Here is a 17,075-nt window from a genome sequence, read left to right as displayed (position 1 = left end):
CTATTGAACAGCCTTACTTCGAAAGCTGTTCCAACTTCTTCTGCATGTCGGCCATCTGCTTGCGCAGGGCATCAAGATCATCGGCTTCTGCCGCAGGTTTGGCTTCACCCGCCGGCGCACCGCCGGGAACGAAAGCCGCAGCCGCAGCCTTGAACATTTCCATGTTGCGCTGGGCGAGTTGGGCCAGCGGGTTTTGCCCGATGCTGTCCTCGATCGCCTTGCGCAGCTTCACCTGATTTTCGCGGAAATGATCCATCGACGCTTCAAGATAGCCGGGCAGCAAAGCCTGCATAGAGTTGCCGTACATGCCGATCAGCTGGCGCAGGAAATTGGTGGGCAGCATCTGCTCACCGGTCGCCTCTTCCTCCATGATGATCTGCGTCAAGATCGAGTGCGTCAAATCAGCCCCCGTCTTGGCATCCATCACTTTGAAATCGATGTTCTCCTTCACCATCTGCGCGAGATGATCGAGCGTGATGTAGCTCGAAGTGCTGGTATTATAGAGGCGGCGATTGGCGTATTTTTTAATTATCACCGTTTCGCCAGAATTATTTTCGTTGGACATGGCTTGCGCCCCCACTGCGACGTGTATGCTTTTTTAGCATGTGCAGCATGTGCGGCGCAACAAGACTTAACAAGACCAGTTAATGTTCAAATTGGCGCGAAAAACGGCGGCCCAGCCCGGTCAAAAGTTCGTATTGCGACAGGCCGCTGGCTTGCGCGGCATCAGAAAGATCATAGCTGGCAGTCAGCCAGTCACCTTCACCACAATCGGGCACCGATGAAATATCAACGATAGTCAGGTCCATGGAAATCCGACCAAGTACCTGTAATTCCTTTCCATTCCACTCAAATTTACCCCTGCCGGTCCAGCACCTCAGATAGCCGTCGGCATAACCAAGCGTAAGTACGCCAACGCGCATCGGACGATCGGCCGAGAACAGCGCATTATAGCCCACCTTGTCGCCCCGCTGCAGCATACGAACCTGCACAATCGCGGCTTCGGGCCGGGCCACCTGCGAAATTTTTCCAGAAAATTCAGGACGCACCACCCCGCCATAGAGCGAGATACCTGGCCGAGTCACATCGGCATGGTAACCGCTTCCCAAAGCGATTCCCGCGCTGTTGGCCAAGCTGTATCGCTGCGCCGCAACCGCAGTGCGTACAACGGCAAAACGTCCACGCTGCACCTCGTTCTGCGGCACATCCTCATCCGCACTGGCAAGATGGCTAAGACAGATATCGATTTCGAGCCGCGACAGCGCTTCATCGCCAATATCGTCCATGGCAAGTCCCAGCCTGCTCATCCCGGTGTCGACCATAAGATGGCACGGCCCGCCACCAGAATCCAGCCAACGACGCGCCTGTTCAAGACTGTTCAGCACCGGGCGCACGCCTGTTGCGCGAGCATAGGCCGCTTCTTCCTGATTGCGCGGCCCGTGCAGCACCGCGATACGATCAGCCGGAACATGCGGCAAAATATCGGCCACTTCGCCCCAGTGCGCGACAAAGAAATCGCGGCATCCGGCCGCCCACAACACCTGCGATACCCGCGCTGCGCCCAGACCATAAGCATCAGCCTTTACCGCTGCCCCTGCCGCCGCGCTGCCTGACATCGCATGCAGCACCTGCCAGTTGGCGGCAAGCGCGTGCGGATCAAGCTGCAGACGAAGGGAGGACGAAGGCGCGGGAGGAAAAGGCAGCGAAGTGATGGCAGTCATCCATATTAGTCGTCAGGCTTGAAATCAGCGGGCAGTCCCGGCTTCAACCCCCACATCGCCACCAGCAGCGCCACCACGACAACCACCCAGGTGTACCACAGGCCCGAATAGGGATCGCCGGTCCGGGCAACGATGTAGCTGGAAATCAGCGGTAGGAAACCCCCGAAATATCCCGTTCCCAGATGATAGGGAATCGACATCGAGCTATAGCGGATGCGCGGCGGAAACATTTCGGACAGCAGTGCAGCCACCGGGCCATACGTCGCGCCCGAAAGCGCCATCAGCAACAGCAGTGATCCTATGACTGCCGCAATCCGCCAGGCCGAAGGCGTCACTTTGGCAAAGTCATAGCCGTGGGTGGAAAGTTCGCCCTGCAACGCCGCGATGCGCGCCGCCGCCTTTTCATTCCATGGCCAAGCCGCCAGATTTACCGGCTTGCCGCCAACACTCATGGTAAATGCAGGCGCAACCTCAAGGCTATATGTCACGCCCGACGATGCAAGATCGGCCAGCAACTTGCCGCAATTGCTGGCCTGTTCGGATGCGAACGGGCTGTAATTGCAGTCTGGGCCAGCGACCACCACCGGGTTACGTTCAGCCGCTGCGACCAGTGCGGGGTTGGCCGTGCTACCCATCAGCCAGAAGGCCGGAAATAGCAGCAGCAGCGTCATCGCATAACCGATCACGATGGGCTTCTTGCGCCCCAGGCGGTCGGACATATTGCCGAAATAGACGAAGAAGCCCATGCCCAACGTGGCCGCCACGCCCACAATCACTTCGGCCACCGTATCATCCAGGCGCATCGCGGATTTCAGGAAGCTCAGCCCTGAAAACATCGCGGTGTACCAGATCACGGTCAGGCCGGCCGCCACGCCAAACAGCGCAATGAAGATGCGGCGCTTGTTGCCGGGATAAGTGAAGCTTTCGACGAAGGGATTCCCGGCCAGTTCGCCTTGTTCCTTCATCGCCTTGAACACCGGGCTCTCCGACAGCTTCAGGCGCATCCACAGCGAAATTGCCAGCAGGGCAAGGCTGACCAGAAACGGCACGCGCCAGCCCCAGGTCGCCCACGTCTCCGCGCTCATCAGCCCTTTGCTGGTCAGCACCACGATCAGGCTCAACACGAAACCGCCAACGACACTGGCCTGAATATAGCTGGTGTAATAACCGCGTCGCCCATCGGGCGCATGTTCGGCGACATAGATCGCGGCACCGCCATATTCGCCGCCCAGCGCCAGCCCTTGCAACACGCGCAACAGGATGATGATCGCGGGCGCAGCAAGGCCGATGCTTTCCGCCGAAGGGATCAGGCCCACCCCCGCCGTGGCAATGCCCATCAATGTCACCGTGACAAGGAACGTATATTTCCGGCCCAGTTTATCGCCCAGATAGCCGAACAGGATTGCGCCCAGCGGGCGAAACCCGAAACCAACAGCAAACCCTGCCCAGACCAGCAACAATTGCAGCGTGGCATTGTCTGAAGGGAAGAACGTCTTGCCAATGATCGCGGCCAGCGTGCCGTAGATGAAGAAATCATACCATTCGAACACGGTGCCGGCAGAACTTGCCGCAATGACAAGCCGGATGTCCGATGCGCTGGGCTCAGCGCCCTGATGCTTAACTGCCGTCGTCACCCGATATTCCCCCGGTCATCCGTCATTTATCGTGTTCTGGTTGCCTGATTCGAACATTCGATGCCGCCTGACGCCAGACCGCACGCGAACGCCGGATATATTCACTAGCGAACGCACCCCGCTTCAGGAACCCCTGCTATTTGTTATGTTACAGGCACTTTCAACGCATCCAGCGCGGCATCCCATGCCAGCAAAATCGCACCGTGCCGCGCCGGGTATCCCCGTGCCGCCTCCAGCAGATCAAGCCCCGGCCAGTCGGGCATCGTCCTTTCCCCTGTCAGCCATTGTGAGAGCTGCGCCCGCGCCTGCGCCACGTCATCACGGCCAAGCCCTTGAGCTGCCTGCAAAAAGATTGCCGCCGCTGCCTGCCCCACAGCGCAGGCATGGGGTTTCAGCCCCAGCGCAGTGATCCGCCCCGCATCATCCACTGCCAGCCCAATGGTAATCGTGCTGCCGCAACTGCGCGACCGGGCCGCGCCGTGCAGCGGCAGCGCTTCTGCCCACGGAAAGTCGACAAGTCGCATCGCCATTCCCAGAACTTCGGGTGTATAAAGCCCGCGCCCGGCACTCATCGTCAATCCTGCCCCAATAGTTGGGCCTTGGCTTTGCGCCGCGCCACTTCTCTGGCTTGGTCAGCGGCCTGTTCGCGGCGCTCGGATATTAGCGTCAGCAATTCTTCACTGGCCGCGTTGAGAAACGGATAGTTGCGGGACTCGGTAATCCAGTCAGGCCGCCCGTCTTCGCCCCAGACCAGATCATAGCCGAACACCACGATGGAAAAGCCCATCACCACAATGATAAAGCCCTTCACCGCACCAAAGCCAAAGCCCAACATCCGGTCGATTGGCCCGATCACTGAATCCCGGCTGGCGCTTCCCATGCGGCGCGCAACAAACCGGGTCAGACCATAGGGCACAAGAATCAGCAGGAAGAACGCCAAAACCCCGGCGCCGGTATCCGAAGACAGATAGCCCGTCAGAAAATAGGTCGCATCTTCATGCAGATAATGGACAGCAAGCAGCGCAAGGCACCACGCCGACAGCGAAAGCACTTCTTCCACAAAGCCACGCATAAAGCCGCCAACGGCACCTATGCCGACAAGGATCAGAACAACATAATCAAAGCCCGTCATCGGTCGGGAACCTATGAGCCGCCCATTATGCGGTCAATCAGATTTGGCAGCAGCTTGAGCGGGGAATAGCGAAGTCCCTCCACCTTCTCCGCCCCGGCTTCTGGCCCGCAACCGATTGAAAAACCAAGCTTTGCAGCTTCGCGCAGACGCACCGGGGTGTGCGCCACCGGACGAACTTCTCCTGAAAGAGAAACTTCACCAAACCAGATCGAGCCGGTGGGCAGAGGTTTGTCAGACAGTGCCGAAATCAGCGCTGCAGCCACGGCAAGGTCTGCTGCGGGATCGGTCAAACGATAACCGCCCGCCACGTTGAGATAGACTTCTGCCGTGGAAAAGTTCAGCCCACAGCGCGCTTCCAGCACCGCCAGCAGCATAGCCAGACGTCCGCTGTCCCAGCCCACCACTGCGCGGCGCGGCGTCGCTCCACTGGCTAGACGCACGGTCAACGCCTGAATTTCCACCAGCACGGGCCGCGTGCCTTCCAGCGCCGGAAACACTGCGCTGCCGGGCACTTCCTGTCCACGCCCGGACAGGAACAGCATCGAAGGATTGCCTACTTCCTCAAGTCCCTGCCCCGCCATGGCAAACACGCCAATTTCATCCACCGCACCAAAGCGATTCTTCAACGCGCGCAGAATCCGATATTGGTGGCTGCGCTCCCCTTCAAAGCTCATCACCACGTCAACCATGTGCTCCAGCACGCGCGGCCCGGCGATGGAGCCATCCTTGGTCACATGGCCAACCAGCACCAGGCAGGCCCCACTTTCCTTGGCATAGCGGATCAATTCGAACGCGCAGCCCCGCACTTGGCTGACCGTACCCGGCGCGCCTTCGATCTGGTCGGAATGCATGGTCTGGATCGAATCGATCACCAGAATGGCCGGCGGCGGCATATTGCCCAATGTGGTCAGGATATCGCGGACCGAAGTGGCAGCCGCCAGCAGGATCGGCGCTTTTCCAAGGCCCAACCGGTCAGCCCGCAACCGCACCTGATCCGACGCTTCTTCCCCGCTGATATACACCGCCGCGCCGCCCGCCATCGCCACCTGCGCCGAAGCCTGAAGCAGCAGGGTGGATTTGCCGATACCCGGATCCCCCCCCATCAGAATGGCACACCCCGGAACCAGCCCCCCACCCAATGCGCGGTCGAGTTCAGCGATTCCGGTCTTGCGGCGTTGTGGCAGGGCAATGGGTTCATCAAGCGAGACGAACGAAACCGGCCGCCCGCCGCTGGACAAGTCATGCTTGGCAGAAAAGACGGTGGCAGGTGCTTCTTCGGACAGCGTGTTCCATTCGCCGCAGTCGGCGCACTGGCCCTGCCAGCGGTTGGAAACGCTGCCGCAGGACTGACAGACATAGCGGCGTTTTGGTTTGGCCATTCGCGGTGCTTAATGGGAACATTTATGGAACGCAAGTCACGCTTGCGGCCATTCTGGGGCGTTCATGTATCTTTAGGTGCCGTTCAGGTCACTTGGCGTTTTCGGGCTGCATCAGGGCCATCGCGGTGGACGCAAGTACCTCTGCTGCAACGGGAATTACCTTGTCCGCTTCGGGCGCAAAGAATGGGCTGTGCAGCGATGGCAGGGTACGGCCTTCCTTGGCCGCCTTTTCCAGTTCAGCAGCAGGACGCCCGCCGACCCACAGAATTGACGACACGATACCTTGCGGATCGGCGCGCCCGAACTCGCCAAAATCTTCACCCGCCATGGTCATCTGCGCCTTGACCACCTGCGCCACACCAAAGCGGTCTGTCAGCATGGCATTGATCTTTCTAGTAAATTCAGGAGTGTTCCACGTAGCCCGCGTGTGCGGTTCACGCACGTTCACAACCGGCATGCGCTCATCCGGCACACCCGCAGCAATCGCTTCTCCCTTGGCAATCCTCGCAATGCCATCCAGCAGGCGCTGGCGCTGCGCATCGCCATAACTGCGCACGGTAAGCTGCAATTGCGCCTCGTCGGGAATGATGTTGTGCTTGGCCCCGGCGTGGAAGCTGCCGACGGTTACCACAGCTGGATCAAACGGGCTTTCTTCTCTGCTTACAAGGATTTGCAGCCGCATAACGATGGCGCTGGCCAACACGATCGGGTCTTTGGTGGTGTGGGGATAAGCCCCATGCCCGCCAAGGCCGCGCACGGTCAGATCAACGCTGTCGACATTGGCCAGCGCGAAACCTTCAACTGTCCCGATGACGCCCGAAGGCAGATCGCCGGTGTCATGAAAAGCCAGCGCGAACTGAGGCTTGGGGAAGCGGGTGTAAAGACCGTCATCCAGCATGGCCCGCGCACCAAGGCCCATTTCTTCAGCGGGTTGCCCGATCATCACCAGCGTTCCCGACCACAATTTGCGGTTGGCCCCCATAAGCCGCGCAACTTCGATCCACGCTGTCATGTGGGTATCGTGGCCGCAGGCATGCATCACGCCGCTTTCCACCCCGGCGGTGGAGGTTCCGCGCACCTTTGAGGCGTATGGAAGGCCGGTCTGTTCGACCACGGGCAGGCCGTCCATATCGGCACGAATCAGTACGACCGGTCCCGCACCATTGCGCAGGACCGCGACCACACCGGTCTTGCCCACCTTTTCAGTAACTTCGAACCCCGCCTTGCGCGCTTCTGCCGCCAGCTTTGCCGCAGACCGCACTTCCTGAAAGCTGAGTTCGGGATTGGCGTGAAAATCGCGATAGATTTCCATCAAGCCCGGCAGATCACGGACGATGCTGTCGCGCAAGGTATCGGCGTGCGCCGGAACAGCAGAAAGCGCGAAGGCCGAAGCGGCGGTGAGCAAAGTCTTCATCGCCTCGCAGGCTAAGCTCTGCTGCGCTTTAGACAACATTGTTTTTGCGAAAATGGTGCCCCTGGCCCGACTCGAACGGGCACGTATTTCTACAAACGATTTTGAGTCGTTCGCGTCTACCATTCCGCCACAGGGGCAGCGTCATCAGGGCACGGGCCTTAACCAGTGCCCTGATGAAAGGTCAAGCGTTTCGCAACGATCCGACAAGGAGTTTGTGGATCTTTGAATGCAGCGCATCGTTACAAGCAAGGATTGTTTCGTCGCAGATGGGCAGCGAACGCCCCTTGTAATCGGACACGAACCCGCCCGCTTCGCGCACGAGAAGGCAGCCTGCAGCCGAATCCCACGGTGCAAGCGCGCTTTCCCAATAGCCATCGTAACGGCCCGCAGCGACCCATGCGAGATCGAGCGAGGCCGCACCGTTGCGACGGATGCCGGCAATGCGCGGACCAAGTTCGGCATAGATCCGTGCCCATTCGTTGATGTCGCCGCGCCCGGCAAACGGGATGCCGGTGGCAATCAGTGCTTCATCGAGATAGCGACGTGCTGAAACGCGCAGACGACGGTCCTGCAACCATGCGCCCTGGCTCTTTTCTGCCCAGAAGCTTTCGTCGGTGATCGGCTGATAGACCAGAGCTGCGGTCACTTCACCCCAGCCCGAACCATCCAGAGTCGGTTCCTGCACCGCGATGGAAATCGCAAAGTGCGGGATACCGTGGAGGAAGTTGGTCGTACCGTCGAGCGGATCGATGATGAAGCGCGGCTTGCCCGGTTCACCGGGAATTTCGCCGCCTTCTTCCATCAGGAAGCCCCAGCCCGGACGGGCTGTGCGCAGTTCGTCCCACAGGGTGCGTTCAGCGGTGCGATCGGCCTTCGAGACGAAATCGGCAGGGCCTTTCTTGCTGACCTGAAGATGCTCGATCTCGCCGAAGTCGCGGCGCAGGCGGCCGCCCGCCTTGCGCGCCGCGCGTTCCATCACGCGCATCAGGCCGGAAATGGCTGCCATGCGTCAGCCCACCTTGCCGACGTAAGTGCGTTCGTAAACGTCGACGATGATGCGTGTGCCGCTGCCGATGTGCGGCGGCACCATCACGCGCACGCCATTGTCGAGAATGGCAGGCTTGTAGGAAGACGAAGCGGTCTGGCCCTTCACCACGGCGTCGGCTTCGACGATGGTGGCTTCAACCTGATCGGGCAGCTGGACCGAAATCGGGCGATCATCATACATTTCGAGAACGGCGGTCATGCCATCCTGGAGGAATGCTTCGGCACCGCCAAGGAGATCCTTGGGAAGGGTAATCTGGTCGTAGGTTTCGACGTCCATGAAAACCAGATCTTCGCCTTCGGCATAAAGGAACTGGAAATCCTTGGTGTCGAGGCGCACGCGCTCAACCGTGTCGGCGCTGCGGAAGCGGACATTGGTCTTGCGGCCATCGATCAGGTTCTTCATTTCGACCTGCATGAACGCGCCGCCCTTGCCGGGCTGGGTATGCTGGGTCTTGGCAACCTTCCAGATGCCCTTTTCGTATTCCAGGATATTGCCCGGACGGATGTCCACGCCGCTGATCTTCATGATGGAAAGAGCCTTAATTAAAGGAAGGACCGAAAGTAAGGAAGCGCGGCCCTTAGCCGACGCAGGCGATTGCTTCAAGCGGGCGTCGCATGCTAGCGCCCATTTCCATGAAGCATGTGACCCTTGCCCTCATCGCCCTGCCCCTTTTCAGCCTTGCCGGTGTGGCAGGCGCGGTGCCGGGCGGCAAGTTGCAAACGCTGGCGCAGGGCGACTGGACGTGCGAAATTCCCGGAGACGCCACGGTGATGCCTGTGGCCAAACCGGACCTCGGTTTTCGCATTGTGCCTGATTCCAGCTATATCGCGCCCGATGGCAACCGGGGTTCCTATCTGCTGCTGGCAGACCGGCTGATGCTGACCAGCGGGGTGTTTTCAGGTCGCCGCTTTGTCATGGACGGCACGGAAATCATGCGCGAACTGGGACAGGGCGACGCGCAGACCGGCCTTCGTTGCGTTCACGCCGGGCCGGTAAACATCGCCACACCCGGTTAGGCCGTTCGCCCATCGCGCCGCATCCGCCAATAGGCGTAGGCGATGATCGTTGTGAACACGGCTACGCCCAGCGGCAGTGCGGCAGGGAAATTGTCCACTACGGCCAGTGCATCAGGATTGTCGGTACTGGCAACGATGGCCGCATAGGCGATGTTGAACAGGCTATCGCCCACGATCAGGCCGGTGGCGGTCAACACGCCCATACGTTCGGCAAGATCGGGCGCAGACTGGCGCGCGGCCCAACGGTTGTAAAAATGGCCAAGCACCGTGCCGACGATGACCAGCATGGTCACTTGCGTTGGCAGATACATACCCATGCCCACGGCCAGCGGCGGCAAAGCGCCCTTGCCCGATTTCCTGAGCAGTTCATCGGCAAGGATCACGCCTGCGCCGATAGCAGCACCAAGGCCGACAAGGTTCCAATCCAGACTGCCGCCCAGCACGCCCTGCGCAATGGCGGAAATGAGTGCGGCCTGCGGAGCAGAGAGGGCGTTCTCCCCTGCCCCCGGTGCGCCCTGAAAACCGAATGTCGAATTGAGCAGATCGAGAATAGGCGGGATCACCAGCGCGCCGAACAGCACGCCCAGCACCAGCGCCACCTGTTGACGCCATGGCGTTGCCCCGACCAGCTGACCGGTCTTGAGATCCTGCAGGTTATCGTTGGAAATGGTGGCCACACCAAACACGATGGCGGTAACGAATAGCGCAAAGGCAACCAGCGCTTTAGTATCGGATTCCGAATTGCCTTGGCCGAACAGGCCGAGCAGAAGCAGCGAAATGCCCAGTGCGGCAAGGATGCCAACACCGGAAATCGGGCTGTTCGATGCGCCGATCAGGCCCGCCATATAACCGCAGACCGATGCGATCACGATGCCCGCGACCAGAACATAAAGCACCGATGCCACCAGTGACATGCCAAGCGCGCCTGCAACCGGGCCACCGGCAGCAAAATCGGCCAGAAGCAGTGCGATGGGCACCATGGCCAGCAAGATGGTGCCACCAACCACGCCGATGGGGATATCGCGTTCGGTCAGGGCAAGACTTTCGATGCCTGCGCCTTTGCGCGCGCTGTTGGCGGCGATGGCGGCGGTAATCCCTTTGATGATGGGGCCGATCACGCGCAGCAGGGTCCAGATTGCGGCGATGCCAATGGTGCCTGCGCCGATGAAGCGAATTTTCTGGCGGAACACGGTGCCGACGAAATCGGCAAGGTCAGTGCCCGCAGACAGACCCCCGGCAGTAAACTGTGGCAGCAGGAATCCGAAGCTGATGACGATGCCCAGCAGCATGGCCATGCCCACCGCGATACCGACAAGGTGGCCCACGCCGACGAGCGCCAGCGACAGACCGCCGAACAACATCGACCCGCCCCCGCCCAACTTGAATGCGCCGCCCACTTCTTCGACCGCAAGCTTCATCTTGGCGAGCAGCGGGTAGAGCGCAGCGAGCAGGCCGCCTGCAGTAACGGCGGCAAGGCCCTTGCGGTTTTCCTCTTCCCCGCCAACGCCCGCGCCCACTTTCAGCACTTCAGCAGCGGCGACGCCTTCGGGGTATGGCAGGTCTGATCCGGTGACCAGCGCACGGCGAAGCGGCACCGAATACATCACCCCCAGTACGCCGCCAACCGCGATGACCGCGACCGATTCCCAATAGGGAAAGTTGGCCCACCACCCGACCATGACAAGCCCCGGCAGTACGAAGACGATGGCAGACAATGTGCCCGCAGAACTGGCGATGGTCTGGACGATATTGTTTTCCTGTATCGTCGCGCCCGAAAATGCGCGCAGGACAGCCATGGAAATAACCGCAGCGGGGATCGATGTGGCAAAGGTCAACCCGATACGCAGCCCAAGATAGACGTTGGCAGCGGTGAACACGACGGTCAGCAGGGCGCCAAGGATCACCCCCCGGATCGTCAGTTCGCGGATTGCAGTTCCTGCCGCTGTGTTGTTCGCCATGAGTGCCTTCGCCTTTGCCGCTTCAGGGCAACTTACTGGCACGGCCACGGCTTTATGGGAAGGCGCTGGTTCAGGTGGACAAAGGACGGGTGAGAGTGGCACGCATGGAGCAAGTGCCTTGTGACGCACATGGAGAGATGGATGACCACTGCAACTGCCGCGCTTTGCCATGGACACGGGAAAGCCTTTACCTTTGAACAGGTTCAGCTTGCTGATTTACGGCCAGATGAATTGCGAGTGCGGATTGTCGCCTGCGGCATCTGCCACACTGACCTGGCCGTGCGCGACGGGCAGTTGCCGGTAGGCCTGCCCGCCATTCTGGGCCACGAAGGCGCGGGCGTCGTGGAAGCAGTGGGCGCCGATGTCACACACATCGCGCCGGGCGATCGGGTGGTAATGAGCTTCAACAGTTGCGGCCAGTGCCCCAATTGCGCCGATCATGCGCCGACCTATTGCTATGATTTCTTCGCGCACAACTGGTCTGGCGCTCGCGCTGATGGGACAGCAACCGTGCGCGGCGATGGCGGGGCGCAGGTAAACGCCAACTTCTTTGGTCAGTCTGCCTTTGCCACCCACGCCATCGCCACTGTGCGTAACGTGGTGAAAGTGCCGGAAAGCGCGGCGGCTGTCCCGCTGACCATCCTGGCCCCTATCGGTTGTGGGTTGATGACCGGCGCGGGTGCGGTGTTGCGCAGCATGAAAGTGCGTGCAGATTTGCCGATTGCGGTGTTCGGCGCGGGCACTGTGGGCATGGCGGCGATCATGGCAGCGAAGATTGCAGGCGCGCACCCTATCATCGCGGTGGACGTGAACGATGACCGGCTGGCGCTGGCGCGTGAACTGGGCGCGACGCATGCCTTCAACGCCCGCGCCGGGGCGATCGACAGCATCCGTGCGTTATGTACGCAGGGCTTGGGCTATGTGTTCGATACCACCGGGATCAACGCGGTCATTCAGGATGCGTGGAACCTGCTGGCACCGCGCGGGATCGCCGGGATCGTCGGCGCATCAGACCCGGCAGACCTGCTGACTTTCAACGAGGCCGCGTTCATGGGTGGCGGCCGCCGGGTGATGGGCATCCTGGGCGGCGACAGTGACGGCGAGGGTTTCCTGACCGAGCTTATCGAACACCACCTTGCCGGCCGCTTTCCTTATGAACGGCTGATCGAAGTGTTCCCGTTCAACCAGATTGAACAGGCGATTGCCGCGAGCGAGAGCGGTAAAGTGGTGAAGCCGGTGCTGTCTATCGGTCAGGAATAATCGGGACGGGGTGGTGCAGCGCGGATGGCGTCAAAGAATGCCGCCACCGCTGCCGCTTCATCGCCCCCCCACACCGCATGGCTTACCGCCAGAAAATCTGCCCCCGCAGTCACCAGTGGGGCGCAGTTTTCAGGCGTGATGCCACCAATGGCCACGCAAGGCAGCGCGAAAAGGTGTTGCCAGAACTCCAGCAGTTCCAGCGTGGCGTGGTGCTTGGTTTCCTTGGTGCTGGACGGAAAGAACGCGCCGAACGCCACGTAATCTGCGCCCAGTTCGCCCGCCTCCATCGCCATGTGGCGGCTATCGTGGCAAGTGACGCCAATCTGCACGTCGCGGCCAAGACGCTCGCGCGCTTCGGCAACATCGCCATCGTCCTGCCCCAGATGAACGCCATCGGCGCCAAGGCGTTTGGCCAAAGAAACAGAATCGTTGACAATGAAGGCCACGTTGCGATCCGCGCAGATGCGCTGAAGCGGTTCGGCCAGCGGGGCAGCAGCGTGATCGTCCAGCCCTTTTACGCGAAACTGGAACGCAGCAACCGGCCCAGCATCAAGCGCTCGGGCAAGGCGATCAGGGAAAGTGCCCGTGACGTCGAGCGGGGAGATCAGGTAAAGTTCGGATGCAAGTCTGGCCATGGCCGCGCCTTATCGAGACAAAGCGCAAGGGGCAAGAAAAACGCCCTGCCCCAGCTTGTGCCGGGCGCAGGGCGTGCCTTTGCCGTCCTCTCAAACGGTAATGTTTATGCGGCGACGAGGTTCTTGGTCGTAGAGCCGGTGTAGATTTCGTCGATTGCCGAACCGAGGGCCGCATCAAATTCGGCATCGGTCATCGGTGCGCGCAGGTCTTCAAGAAGGGCGCGGCTGAAGCTGGCGATGATGCCATTGTTCTTCGCCAGTTCGGCGCAGGCTTCGGGGCGCTTGTAGCCGCCCGACAGCGCAACCACGCGCAGCACCTTGGGGTGAGATACAAGCGGCTCGAACGTGCCCGGAACAATCGGCAGCGACAGCTTGAGCATGACCTGCGTGCCTTCGGGCAGCGCATCGAGCGCCTTGAGGATTTCATCAAGCAGGATGGCGTCACATTCCGCGCGCGTTTCGCTCTTGATGTTCACTTCGGGTTCGATGATCGGCATCAGGCCGTGTCCCAGCACCTTAAGGCCTACTGCGAACTGCTGCGCGACCACGGCGGCAATGCCTTCACGGTTGGCAGAGTTGATAACCGAGCGTTCCTTGGTGCCATAGACGCCCAGCGCCTTTGACCGGACGAGCAGATCATCCAGCGTCGGCATGGGCTTCATCAGTTGCACGCCATTGGCTTCGTCTTCCAGGCCCTTGTCGATCTTGATGAACGGCACGACACCCTTTTCGATCAGCGCGGCGGGCGTCGGTTTGCCATCAACGGTACCGTCCATGGTGCGTTCGAACAGGATTGCGCCGATCACCTTGGAACCGTCAAATGCAGCGGAACGGATGATGCGGGCGCGCATTTCGTGGATCAGGCCGAACATTTCCTCTTCGGAATTCCATGCACCTTCTTCAACGCCATAGCCCTTGAGTGCCTTGGGCGTGGAGCCGCCCGACTGATCGAGAGCGGCAATGAAGCCGTTACCAGAGGCCATCTTCGCAGTCATTTCGGTCGTGTTCATCAGCCCGTCCTGTCTTTGCCGGGAGCCGGATGACGGCTCCGCATACCTATGCGTAAATGCGCTTTAAAAAGACGCTTCCCAATCGGGGAAAGCGTCTGAAACGGCGCATACCTATGCAAATATGCGCCATAAACAGGCGCGTGCCGCAGTGCAACACGCGCCTTGAAAAAATTACCGCTGGAGCGCAGCCACGCCCGGCAGTTCCTTGCCTTCCATCCATTCAAGGAAGGCACCGCCCGCCGTCGAAATATAGGAGAAATCAGCCGCAACACCGGCATGGTTGAGCGCGGCGACAGTATCGCCGCCACCTGCAACCGACACCAGCGAACCTTCGCGGGTCAGTGCAGCAGCGGTCTTCGCCAGTGCAACAGTAGCCGCATCAAACGGTTCCGTTTCAAACGCTCCCATCGGGCCGTTCCACACCAGCGTCTTGCAGGTCTTCAGCACATCGCCCAGCGCTTCCACTGCGACAGGGCCAACATCGAGGATCATTTCGTCGGCCGCAACTTCGTGAACATTGCTGATACGCAGGGACACCGGGTTGGCAGCAAATTCCTTCGACACCACAACGTCATAAGGCAGATGCACGGTGCATCCGGCCTTGTCGGCGTTGTCGAGAATTTCCTCTGCCGTGGCCGTCAGATCGTGTTCGCACAGCGACTTGCCTACCGCAACGCCGCGGGCGGCGAGGAAGGTGTTGGCCATACCACCGCCGATGATGAGATGATCGACCTTGGTCACAAGGTGCTTGAGCACGTCGAGCTTGGTCGAAACCTTGGCCCCGCCCACGACGGCTGCAACCGGGCGTTCAGGTTCGCCCAGCGCCTTTTCAAGCGCCTTCAACTCGGCTTCCATTGCACGTCCGGCGTAGGCCGGAAGCGCTCTTGCCAAACCTTCGGTCGAGGCATGCGCGCGGTGCGCGGCAGAGAAAGCGTCGTTGACGTAGATATTGCCAAGACTGGCGAAACGCTCGACCACCGCAGGATCGTTCTTTTCCTCACCGCCAAAGAAGCGTGTGTTTTCAAGCACCGCAATGGAACCAGGCGCAAGCGCGGCAACGGCGGCTTTGTCGCCTTCCCAATCGATATAGCTGACGGGACGGCCCAGAACGTGGGCAAGCGGTTCTGCCAGTTTCCTCAGCGAAAATTCTTCCGAAGGCTGGCCCTTGGGACGGCCAAAGTGCGCAAGGACGAGAACCTTTGCGCCCTTGTCAGCCAGTTCGCTCAATGTCGCAACAGTTGCGCGCAGGCGGGTATCGTCAGTGACCACACCATCGGCCATGGGCACGTTGAGGTCTTCGCGCACCAGCACGGTCTTGCCGGTCAGGTCGCCCAGATCAGCGGAAATGTCATCAAGGGTCTTGAAGCTCATTGCTCGATCCTCACTTCATCGCCCACGGCAATGTCGCCATCGGCAAGCACCCGGCCCAGCACTCCACCGCGCCAATCAGGCAGCAGCGCGGCTTTCAAGCCCGGCAGAATTTCGTCCATGCGGCTGCACGGATCGCATTCGCATGTAACTTCGATGCGCAAAGTCTTGCCGATGGTAATGATCCGGCCCGCTTCGCGCGGTAGCCGAATGCCTTCGACAAGCAGATTGGCTCGGCGCACATGCCAAGGCAGAATCTGATCGGCGGAAAGCCGCAGATCAGCCAGAGCTGCCTGCCAACTTTCCGCTTCGATCAGCGAAATCTGCCGCCGTCCGGACTTTCCCGGCCGGATTGCACCGCGCAAATCGCCGTGAACGCCAAGAGCGCGTGTCACGGAAACATGATCGAGCGTCTCGATAGGCCCGCGCGACCTGTCGTGTCGTGCAATGCCGCCAAGACGCCCCATCGATCAGTTCTTTCTTAGAGGAACTTGCTCATCGCGCCCGCAGTGTCGAGCATGCGGTTGGAGAAGCCCCATTCGTTGTCGTACCACGAAAGCACCCGAACCAGCTTGCCTTCCAGCACGGCGGTTTCGAGGCTGTCGATGGTCGACGAGTGCGAATCGTGGTTGAAGTCGATCGACACCAGCGGTTCTGCGGTGAAGCCCAGCACGCCCTTCAGCGCGCCTTCTGCAGCAGCCTTGAGCAGACCGTTGACTTCTTCAACCGTAGTATCGCGCTTGGGCGTGAAGGTAAGATCGACGACCGAGACGTTCGGGGTCGGAACGCGGATCGACGAACCGTCCAGCTTGCCCTTGAGGTCTGGCAGAACTTCACCCACGGCAACGGCCGCGCCGGTGCTGGTCGGGATCATGTTCATCGCAGCAGCGCGGGCGCGACGCGGATCGCTGTGGATCTGGTCGAGGATCTTCTGATCGTTGGTGTACGAGTGGATCGTGGTCATCAGGCCACGTTCAATCCCGATCGATTCATGCAGAACCTTGGCCATCGGCGCGAGGCAGTTGGTGGTGCACGAAGCGTTCGACACGATCAGGTGATCGCCGGTCAGCTTTTCGTGGTTCACACCATAAACGACGGTAAGGTCGACGTTCTTGGCAGGAGCCGAGATCAGCACGCGCTTGGCGCCTGCATCCAGATGCTTCTGGCCGCCATCACGGTTGGTGAAGAAGCCGGTGCATTCCAGCGCGATGTCGATGCCGTTGGCGGCATGCGGCAGGTTTGCCGGATCGCGTTCAGCGGTAACCTGAATGCGCTTGCCATTCACGATCAGATCGTTGCCGTCGACCGACACTTCGCCAGCAAAGGCGCCATGCACGCTGTCACGCTTGAACAGGAGCGCATTGGCCTTGGCATCGGCCAGATCGTTGATCGAGACAAGCTCAAGGCCGCAATCGGGCCGTTCGAGGATAGCGCGAGCGACATTGCGCCCGATACGTCCGAAACCGTTGATCGCAACCTTGATCGCCATGGGAGGTTCTC

At 60.4% G+C, this 17,075-nt stretch carries 17 protein-coding genes and 1 tRNA gene; 2 read left to right on the top strand and 16 right to left on the bottom strand.

Features of this window, described 5'->3' with window-relative positions; genetic code table 11:
• Nucleotides 1-13: 13 nt before the first annotated feature.
• The 10 genes from phaR to efp form a co-directional block, all read right to left on the bottom strand.
• Nucleotides 14-565 carry a polyhydroxyalkanoate synthesis repressor PhaR gene (gene phaR / locus OVA07_RS11980; RefSeq protein ID WP_268171654.1) on the bottom strand — a complete coding sequence of 184 codons (552 nt, stop codon included), beginning with the start codon at nucleotides 563-565 and terminating at the stop codon, nucleotides 14-16.
• 79 nt (nucleotides 566-644) lie between these two features.
• Entirely contained in the window at nucleotides 645-1,721 is a 1,077-nt protein-coding gene (gene alr / locus OVA07_RS11975) for an alanine racemase (protein WP_268171653.1), read from the bottom strand.
• Nucleotides 1,722-1,726: 5 nt separating this feature from the next.
• Nucleotides 1,727-3,355 (bottom strand): MFS transporter, encoded by a 1,629-nt coding sequence (locus OVA07_RS11970; RefSeq protein ID WP_268171652.1) that lies wholly within the window; start codon nucleotides 3,353-3,355, stop codon nucleotides 1,727-1,729.
• Between the two features lie 143 nt (nucleotides 3,356-3,498).
• Nucleotides 3,499-3,927, bottom strand: coding sequence for an iron-sulfur cluster assembly scaffold protein (locus OVA07_RS11965; RefSeq protein WP_268171651.1), 429 nt, complete (start codon nucleotides 3,925-3,927; stop codon nucleotides 3,499-3,501).
• A gap of 2 nt (nucleotides 3,928-3,929) precedes the next feature.
• A complete protein-coding gene (locus tag OVA07_RS11960; protein ID WP_268171650.1) occupies nucleotides 3,930-4,487 on the bottom strand; it encodes a CvpA family protein in 558 nt (185 codons plus the stop codon).
• 11 nt (nucleotides 4,488-4,498) lie between these two features.
• The gene (gene radA, locus OVA07_RS11955) at nucleotides 4,499-5,866 is read right to left on the bottom strand and encodes a DNA repair protein RadA (RefSeq protein ID WP_268171649.1); all 1,368 of its coding nucleotides are present in this window, start codon (nucleotides 5,864-5,866) and stop codon (nucleotides 4,499-4,501) included.
• An 88-nt stretch (nucleotides 5,867-5,954) separates the two neighbouring features.
• Nucleotides 5,955-7,280, bottom strand: a complete 1,326-nt coding sequence (locus OVA07_RS11950) for an amidohydrolase (RefSeq protein WP_268171648.1) — start codon at nucleotides 7,278-7,280, stop codon at nucleotides 5,955-5,957.
• 53 nt (nucleotides 7,281-7,333) lie between these two features.
• Nucleotides 7,334-7,417 (bottom strand) — tRNA-Leu (locus tag OVA07_RS11945).
• A 44-nt stretch (nucleotides 7,418-7,461) separates the two neighbouring features.
• On the bottom strand, nucleotides 7,462-8,286 hold the full coding sequence (locus OVA07_RS11940) for an inositol monophosphatase family protein (RefSeq protein WP_268171647.1): 825 nt from the start codon (nucleotides 8,284-8,286) through the stop codon (nucleotides 7,462-7,464).
• A gap of 3 nt (nucleotides 8,287-8,289) precedes the next feature.
• The gene (efp, locus tag OVA07_RS11935) at nucleotides 8,290-8,853 is read right to left on the bottom strand and encodes an elongation factor P (protein WP_268171646.1); all 564 of its coding nucleotides are present in this window, start codon (nucleotides 8,851-8,853) and stop codon (nucleotides 8,290-8,292) included.
• A gap of 107 nt (nucleotides 8,854-8,960) precedes the next feature.
• Here efp and OVA07_RS11930 point away from each other — a divergent pair, with 107 nt between their 5' ends.
• Nucleotides 8,961-9,344: a hypothetical protein gene (locus OVA07_RS11930; RefSeq protein WP_268171644.1), complete on the top strand. Its 384-nt coding sequence runs from the start codon at nucleotides 8,961-8,963 to the stop codon at nucleotides 9,342-9,344.
• Here OVA07_RS11930 and OVA07_RS11925 read toward each other — a convergent pair.
• A complete protein-coding gene (locus OVA07_RS11925) occupies nucleotides 9,341-11,302 on the bottom strand; it encodes an OPT family oligopeptide transporter (RefSeq protein ID WP_268171643.1) in 1,962 nt (653 codons plus the stop codon). The two genes, OVA07_RS11930 and OVA07_RS11925, sit on opposite strands and share 4 nt — an antisense overlap.
• A 141-nt stretch (nucleotides 11,303-11,443) precedes the next feature.
• Between OVA07_RS11925 and OVA07_RS11920 the strand changes: the two genes are divergently transcribed.
• Complete coding sequence (locus OVA07_RS11920) at nucleotides 11,444-12,562, top strand: NAD(P)-dependent alcohol dehydrogenase (RefSeq protein WP_268171641.1); 1,119 nt, start codon at nucleotides 11,444-11,446, stop codon at nucleotides 12,560-12,562.
• Here the strand turns inward: OVA07_RS11920 and thiE are convergent.
• The 5 genes from thiE to gap form a co-directional block, all read right to left on the bottom strand.
• Nucleotides 12,553-13,197, bottom strand: coding sequence for a thiamine phosphate synthase (gene thiE / locus OVA07_RS11915; protein ID WP_268171640.1), 645 nt, complete (start codon nucleotides 13,195-13,197; stop codon nucleotides 12,553-12,555). The two genes, OVA07_RS11920 and thiE, sit on opposite strands and share 10 nt — an antisense overlap.
• Before the next feature lie 104 nt (nucleotides 13,198-13,301).
• Nucleotides 13,302-14,207: a fructose bisphosphate aldolase gene (locus OVA07_RS11910; protein WP_268171639.1), complete on the bottom strand. Its 906-nt coding sequence runs from the start codon at nucleotides 14,205-14,207 to the stop codon at nucleotides 13,302-13,304.
• A gap of 171 nt (nucleotides 14,208-14,378) precedes the next feature.
• A complete protein-coding gene (locus OVA07_RS11905) occupies nucleotides 14,379-15,578 on the bottom strand; it encodes a phosphoglycerate kinase (protein WP_268171637.1) in 1,200 nt (399 codons plus the stop codon).
• Nucleotides 15,575-16,042, bottom strand: a complete 468-nt coding sequence (locus OVA07_RS11900) for an MOSC domain-containing protein (protein ID WP_268171636.1) — start codon at nucleotides 16,040-16,042, stop codon at nucleotides 15,575-15,577. The genes OVA07_RS11905 and OVA07_RS11900 overlap by 4 nt, the downstream gene beginning before the upstream one ends.
• A 14-nt stretch (nucleotides 16,043-16,056) precedes the next feature.
• The gene (gap, locus tag OVA07_RS11895; RefSeq protein ID WP_268171634.1) at nucleotides 16,057-17,064 is read right to left on the bottom strand and encodes a type I glyceraldehyde-3-phosphate dehydrogenase; all 1,008 of its coding nucleotides are present in this window, start codon (nucleotides 17,062-17,064) and stop codon (nucleotides 16,057-16,059) included.
• Nucleotides 17,065-17,075: the final 11 nt, after the last annotated feature.

Source organism: Novosphingobium sp. SL115 (assembly GCF_026672515.1).
Classification (GTDB): domain Bacteria; phylum Pseudomonadota; class Alphaproteobacteria; order Sphingomonadales; family Sphingomonadaceae; genus Novosphingobium.
The sequence above is the reverse complement of the archived record's forward strand: the minus strand, read 5'-3'. Positions and strand labels throughout refer to the sequence as shown.

Bases quoted from the DNA above. Each gene is read 5' to 3' on its own strand.
- OVA07_RS11900 (WP_268171636.1), bottom strand. From the start codon at position 16,042: ATGGGGCGTCTTGGCGGCATTGCACGACACGACAGGTCGCGCGGGCCT.
- OVA07_RS11905 (WP_268171637.1), bottom strand. From the start codon at position 15,578: ATGAGCTTCAAGACCCTTGATGACATTTCCGCTGATCTGGGCGACCTG.
- OVA07_RS11940 (WP_268171647.1), bottom strand. From the start codon at position 8,286: ATGGCAGCCATTTCCGGCCTGATGCGCGTGATGGAACGCGCGGCGCGC.
- thiE (WP_268171640.1), bottom strand. From the start codon at position 13,197: ATGGCCAGACTTGCATCCGAACTTTACCTGATCTCCCCGCTCGACGTC.
- OVA07_RS11930 (WP_268171644.1), top strand. From the start codon at position 8,961: ATGAAGCATGTGACCCTTGCCCTCATCGCCCTGCCCCTTTTCAGCCTT.
- efp (WP_268171646.1), bottom strand. From the start codon at position 8,853: ATGAAGATCAGCGGCGTGGACATCCGTCCGGGCAATATCCTGGAATAC.
- radA (WP_268171649.1), bottom strand. From the start codon at position 5,866: ATGGCCAAACCAAAACGCCGCTATGTCTGTCAGTCCTGCGGCAGCGTT.
- OVA07_RS11965 (WP_268171651.1), bottom strand. From the start codon at position 3,927: ATGAGTGCCGGGCGCGGGCTTTATACACCCGAAGTTCTGGGAATGGCG.
- phaR (WP_268171654.1), bottom strand. From the start codon at position 565: ATGTCCAACGAAAATAATTCTGGCGAAACGGTGATAATTAAAAAATAC.
- OVA07_RS11925 (WP_268171643.1), bottom strand. From the start codon at position 11,302: ATGGCGAACAACACAGCGGCAGGAACTGCAATCCGCGAACTGACGATC.
- OVA07_RS11910 (WP_268171639.1), bottom strand. From the start codon at position 14,207: ATGAACACGACCGAAATGACTGCGAAGATGGCCTCTGGTAACGGCTTC.
- alr (WP_268171653.1), bottom strand. From the start codon at position 1,721: ATGACTGCCATCACTTCGCTGCCTTTTCCTCCCGCGCCTTCGTCCTCC.
- OVA07_RS11920 (WP_268171641.1), top strand. From the start codon at position 11,444: ATGACCACTGCAACTGCCGCGCTTTGCCATGGACACGGGAAAGCCTTT.
- gap (WP_268171634.1), bottom strand. From the start codon at position 17,064: ATGGCGATCAAGGTTGCGATCAACGGTTTCGGACGTATCGGGCGCAAT.
- OVA07_RS11960 (WP_268171650.1), bottom strand. From the start codon at position 4,487: ATGACGGGCTTTGATTATGTTGTTCTGATCCTTGTCGGCATAGGTGCC.
- OVA07_RS11950 (WP_268171648.1), bottom strand. From the start codon at position 7,280: ATGAAGACTTTGCTCACCGCCGCTTCGGCCTTCGCGCTTTCTGCTGTT.